Source organism: Roseateles sp. (genome assembly GCF_039929605.1).
GTDB lineage: Bacteria > Pseudomonadota > Gammaproteobacteria > Burkholderiales > Burkholderiaceae_C > Pelomonas.
Genome location: NZ_JBDSQX010000071.1, coordinates 1 through 3,757 on the forward strand (window position 1 = coordinate 1; position 3,757 = coordinate 3,757).

Sequence of the window (3,757 nt, forward strand, 5' to 3'; positions counted from 1 at the left end):
GTTGTCCACCGGGTCCACGCTCAGGCCGATCAGCTTGGTGTTGCGCCGCGTGAACTCGGGCTCGATCTTGGCGAGGTAGCCCAGCTCGGTCGTGCACACCGGCGTGAAGTCCTTGGGGTGGGAGAACAGCACGACCCACTGGTCGCCGATGAAGTCGTGGAACTTGATCTCGCCTTGCGTGGTCTGGGCGGTGAAGTCGGGGGCGATGTCGTTGATGCGCAGGGACATGGTGGCTCTCCTGGAATGACGGGGGCGGGGCTGTGGATCATAGGAATGAAGCAAATGCCCCGGCCGCATGAGCTTGTTCGATCAGCGTCTATGCGCCGCCGAACGACGCCCGCGCCTGCGTGCCCTCCCGGCCGCGGCTAGCATTCGGTAATGAAGATCCTCATGACCTTGGCTGTCAGTGTCTGCGTCACAAGCGCGGCACTGGCCCAGACCCCGACTGCCAATCTCCTCACCCTCAAACGCCTCACTGCCGACCCGCCGCTGGCCGGCCGCCTGCCGCGCCAGGCGGAGGTTTCTCCCGGCGGGCAGTGGGTCAGCTTCCTGCGGCCCTCACAGGCCGACAGCGAGGTGCTGGAGCTGTGGGCCCAGCCCAGCGGGGGTGGCGAGCCACGCAAGCTGGTGGCCGCTGCCGACCTGCTCGGCGGCGCAGAACAAAAACTCAGCGAGGCCGAGAAGATGGCGCTGGAGCGCCAGCGCATCACGCAGCGCGGCATCACTGGTTACCAGTGGTGCGGCAGCGACGACAGCGCGCTGCTGTTCCCGCTGTCGGGTGATCTCTACCTCGTGCGCCTGACGGCTGCCGGCCCGCAGGCGCAGAAGCTCGCCCTGGAGGCTGGCGCGCCCAAGCTGGAGCCGCGTTGCACGCCTGACGGCAAGAGCCTGGCCTACGTGCAGGGCGGCAATCTCTTCACGCTGCCGCTGGCCGCCGGCGCCAAGCCGCGCCAGCTGACGCAGGACGGCAGCGACACGCTCAACTGGGGCCAGGCCGAGTTCATCGCTGCGGAGGAACTGGCGCGCCAGCGCGGCTACTGGTGGAGCAAGGACGGCAAGTCGTTGTTGGTGCTGCGCGTGGACGAGTCGGGCGTGGGCCTCAAGACGCGCGCGCAGATCTTTGCCGACCGCACGGAGATGACCTCGCAGCGCTACCCCGCCGCCGGCGAGGCCAACGCCAAAGTCACGGCTTTCGTCATCGACGCGCTCACGGGCCAGCGCCGCGAGCTGCCGCTGCCCAAGTCTGCCGAATACATCGCCCGCGCCGGCTGGTTTGAAGACGGCACGCCCTGGCTGCAGTGGTTCACGCGCGACCAGACGCGGCTGACGCTGACGGAGTTCAAGGCGAATGCCGTGCCGCGAGACATCACTGTCGAAACCGACACCGCCTGGGTCGAGACGCATGACGACCTGATCGAGACGCCGCGCGGCCTGCTCTGGTCCAGCGAGGCCTCGGGCCGGCGCCAGCTGCTGCTTATCGACCGCTCCAGCGGCGCTCGCACGGCGCTGACGCAAACCACCGAGCCGGTCGCACATGCCGTCTGCGCCAACGCGCAGAACGTCGTCTTCGCCGCTTTTGGTGACCGCGGCAAGGCCCAGGAGCTGTACCAGATGCCACTGGCCGGCGGCCGTGTGCAGGCGCTGGCCGGTGCTGGCAACCGCCAGTGGCGCGACGCCAAGGCCGATGCCGGCTGCACGCGGCTGCTCGTCACGCGCTCGGCCTGGGGTTCGCCACCCACGCTTGAACTGCGCAGCCTGGACGGCGCCAACGCCATCGCGCTGGCCGGTGACCCGCCCGACCCGGCGCTGCGCCAGTTCAGCAACACGCCGCTGGCGCTGGACCTGATGGCCGCTGATGGCCGCACGCCGCTGAACGCCTTCTTCTTCTTCCCCGCCCAGGACCGCCGCGACGGCAAGCACCCGGTCATCGCGCTGGCCTACGGCGGACCCGGAAGCGCGACCGTGACCTGGGGCTGGGGCCGCGACATGCCACTGATCGCCCACTGGCAGCAGCGCGGCTACGGCGTGCTGATGCTGGACACACGCGGCATGGCTCACCGCGACCGCGAGTTCACGCGTGCTCACGCCCAGGCCTTCGGCAAGGTCGAGGTGGCCGACCTCTTCGCCGCCGTGCGCGAGTTGCCCAGCCGCGTGCCGGGCGTGGACGCCGCGCGCATTGGCTTCTTCGGCTGGAGCTACGGCGGCTACCTCGGCGCGCGCGCCGTGCTGGACGCCGACACGCCTTTCGCTGCGGCCATCGCCGTCGCACCGGTGACCGACTGGACGCTCTACGACACCGCCTACACGGAGCGTTATCTCGGCCAGCCCGACGACGGCAAGGCCGCGACCTACGCCAGCGCCAACCTGCCGTCGCGCGCCGCGCTGCTGTCCAGGCCGCTGCTGCTCGTGCACGGCACGGCGGATGACAATGTGCTCTTCGAGCACACGCTGCGCCTGGTGGAGGCGCTGCAGAACGCCGGCAAGACCTTCGACCTGCAGATCTACCCCGGCAAGGCCCACGGCATCCCTGGTCGGGCGACGCGGCTGCACCTCTACCGCACGATGGACGCCTTCTTCGAACGCCACCTGAGGCCCGGCCCATGAGCCTCGTCTATTCCACCGATTTCGGCCGCGCCTGCGCCGGCTGCGGCCGGCCCGCCGCGCAATGCACCTGCAAGGACAAGGTGAGGCCTGCGGGCGACGGCGTCGTGCGTGTGCGCCGCGAGACGGCCGGCCGCAAGGGCAAGGGCGTCACCGCCATCCACGGCATGCCCCTGGACGACGCGGCGCTGACCGTGCTGGCCAAACAGCTCAAGGCGCTGTGCGGCAGCGGCGGTACCGCCAAGGACGGCGTCATCGAGATCCAGGGCGACCACCTGGAGAAGGTCATGGCCTGGCTGAAGGCGCGGCCCGAGGGCTGGACGGTCAAGCGCGTTGGCGGCTGAAACTGGAGCCCCTCGCCCAGCCTTGCGTCGCTGAACGCGAGCCGGTCTGGTCGGTCCCCCGTGGGGACGAGGCTACGGGCGGCACTGAGCCGCCGATAGCCTCATGCGAGCCGGCTTGGGGCGGCCCGGCGCCCGGCCCGAAAGACAAAGGCGCAAGTCAGTTTGGTGGCAGGCCCTGGCGCGTGCGTTCCCGCGCCATGTAGTTGGTCTCGTAGCGGTCGCGCTCGCGCTGCACGCGAGCGTCGCGCGTCTCCCAGTCGCCGCAGCTGAAGAACGAGCCGCCGAACAGCCAGCCGGTGATGCTGGAGCTGTCCACCGCGCGCGCGTTGCCGCCGGTGCAGACCATGGCGGCCTTGGAGCCGCTTTCCGCGGCCAGCGCCTCCTGCACAAGCATGGAGCGCGACATCAGCACCGTGGCCGGCATGGCCACGGCCAACAGCAGGCCGCCGATGACCACGCCCTTGGCCCAACGCGGCAGGCCGTCAGCCGCGACGGCGGCGCCCTGGGCACGTGGGCCCGGCGCGGGCCGTGGCCGAGCGGCGGCGGTTGTTGCAGGGCGCGGCGGCTGTCGTTGCGCCGAGCCGCCTTCCAGCACCCTGGTTCGCGCCGAGGTGGGAGGGTCGGTGGCTTGGGTGGCCGGGAAGGAGCGTGTGACGGTAGGCATGGCGTTAGGGGTGAGCTCTTGAAGCCTCAGTGCGCATGCTAGTCAGCGAGGTTCGGCGAGACGGTGACGAAATGAAAACCTCAGCCCGACAGGGGCCGCAAGCGAGAAGGAAGTCACGGCGGGAGGCTGTCGGGCTTGGGGTCGGGAG

Annotated in this window: 4 protein-coding genes; 2 read left to right on the top strand and 2 right to left on the bottom strand. The window is 70.1% G+C overall.

The genetic code is table 11. The features are described 5' to 3' along the window. The coding region (locus tag ABIS05_RS09825) for a redoxin domain-containing protein (protein ID WP_348012344.1) at window positions 1–228 on the bottom strand (228 nt) is incomplete at its 3' end. A 162-nt stretch (window positions 229–390) separates the two neighbouring features. On the opposite strand from ABIS05_RS09825, the gene ABIS05_RS09830 reads away from it, so the two are divergent. Together ABIS05_RS09830 and ABIS05_RS09835 are read left to right on the top strand one after the other, a co-directional pair. After that, complete coding sequence (locus tag ABIS05_RS09830; protein WP_348012345.1) at window positions 391–2,604, top strand: alpha/beta fold hydrolase; 2,214 nt, start codon at window positions 391–393, stop codon at window positions 2,602–2,604. After that, window positions 2,601–2,945: a translation initiation factor Sui1 gene (locus tag ABIS05_RS09835; RefSeq protein WP_348012346.1), complete on the top strand. Its 345-nt coding sequence runs from the start codon at window positions 2,601–2,603 to the stop codon at window positions 2,943–2,945. Before ABIS05_RS09830 ends, ABIS05_RS09835 begins: the two co-directional genes overlap by 4 nt. A gap of 157 nt (window positions 2,946–3,102) precedes the next feature. Here the strand turns inward: ABIS05_RS09835 and ABIS05_RS09840 are convergent, their stop codons facing one another. Then, window positions 3,103–3,609 (bottom strand): hypothetical protein, encoded by a 507-nt coding sequence (locus ABIS05_RS09840; RefSeq protein WP_348012347.1) that lies wholly within the window; start codon window positions 3,607–3,609, stop codon window positions 3,103–3,105. Window positions 3,610–3,757: the final 148 nt, after the last annotated feature.

Coding starts and splice junctions, on each gene's coding strand:
- ABIS05_RS09830 (WP_348012345.1), top strand. CDS start 391: ATGACCTTGGCTGTCAGTGTCTGCGTCACAAGCGCGGCACTGGCCCAG.
- ABIS05_RS09835 (WP_348012346.1), top strand. CDS start 2,601: ATGAGCCTCGTCTATTCCACCGATTTCGGCCGCGCCTGCGCCGGCTGC.
- ABIS05_RS09840 (WP_348012347.1), bottom strand. CDS start 3,609: ATGCCTACCGTCACACGCTCCTTCCCGGCCACCCAAGCCACCGACCCT.